Below are 1207 nucleotides of genomic sequence, written 5' to 3' on the forward strand. Positions count from 1 at the left end.
TGTAAGTATCCCAGCTTTAGTTCCAGGCACTTTTTGAGACTTCCGGGTTTTCAGCCATCAGCCGGTATTCTTCCGGTGTCAGGTTATTCAGGGACTCATGAGGTCGCTCACTGTTGTACTCATTCAGCCAGCGCTCCGTTATTTCTCGTACTTCATTCAGTGTTCTGAACAGGTAAAAATCCAGTATTTCTGTCCGGTATGTTCGGTTAAACCGTTCTATAAACGCGTTCTGTGTTGGCTTACCCGGCTTGATAAATTCCAGCATCACACCATGGTCTTCAGCCCATTGCGCCAGCGCCAGTGATATTAGTTCCGGCCCATTATCCATCCGCATCTTCAGCGGATATCCACGGTTTGCTACTATTCTGTCCAGCACCCGCACGACACGCTGCGCCGGGATATTCAGGTCAATTTCGATGGCCAGAGCCTCGCGGTTAAAATCATCCACGACGTTGAAAGTCCGAAAACGTCGGCCACACGTCAGCGCGTCGTGCATAAAATCAATTGACCAACTTTGGTTGAGTGCTTCCGGCGTTGCCAGCGGAGCCGGATTGCGCACCGGCAGGCGTTGTTTACCCTTACGACGAAAATTCAGTTTGAGAAGACAGTAAATCCGGTGGACACGTTTGTGGTTCCAGACGTGCCCCTGCCTGCGAAGTACCTGGAAAAGCTTCTTAAAACCGTAGCGGGGATAGCGCTCAGCGACCTCGGTCAGCCTCTGGATCACCGCTTCATCACGTCGCGTATCCGGTTGATAACGAAACACCGTCCTGCTCAGCGATAACGTCCTGCATGCCTGGCGTATGCTCATCGTAAACTGCGTGGTCAGATAGTTGACGAGCTCACGCTTTATCGCTGGTTTTAAAGCTTTTTTTCTATGACGTCTTTCAGCGCCCGGCATTCCAGACTCAGATCGGCAAACATCTGCTTCAAACGACGATTCTCGTCTTCAAGATCTTTGATCTTTTTGATATCAGCGGCTTCCATACCGCCATATTTCGTCTTCCAGTTGTAATAACTGGCTTCAGAAATAGCAGCCTCGCGGCACACATCTTTGACGGTTCGACCAGCTTCTACAGATTTCAGAACGGCAATGATCTGGTGCTCAGTGAATCGGATCTTACGCATAGCGATCTCCTCAGGGGACATAATCAGTATGTCGGAAGATCTCTAAAAGTGAATGGACCGTTTTGACGGGGTACTTACA

At 49.8% G+C, this 1207-nt stretch carries 1 protein-coding gene; it reads right to left on the reverse strand.

The window, feature by feature from the left end; all coding sequences use genetic code 11:
• Positions 1–16: 16 nt before the first annotated feature.
• A protein-coding gene (locus tag ACL9RG_RS22705) for an IS3 family transposase (protein WP_422794912.1) occupies positions 17–1128 on the reverse strand; the annotation gives its coding sequence in 2 pieces (ribosomal slippage) (positions 17–867 and positions 867–1128; 1113 coding nt in all).
• Between the last annotated feature and the right edge of the window lie 79 nt (positions 1129–1207).

It is taken from the genome of Rouxiella sp. Mn2063, from assembly GCF_049319665.1.
In the GTDB taxonomy this organism is placed as follows: Bacteria; Pseudomonadota; Gammaproteobacteria; order Enterobacterales; family Enterobacteriaceae; genus JBMOUD01.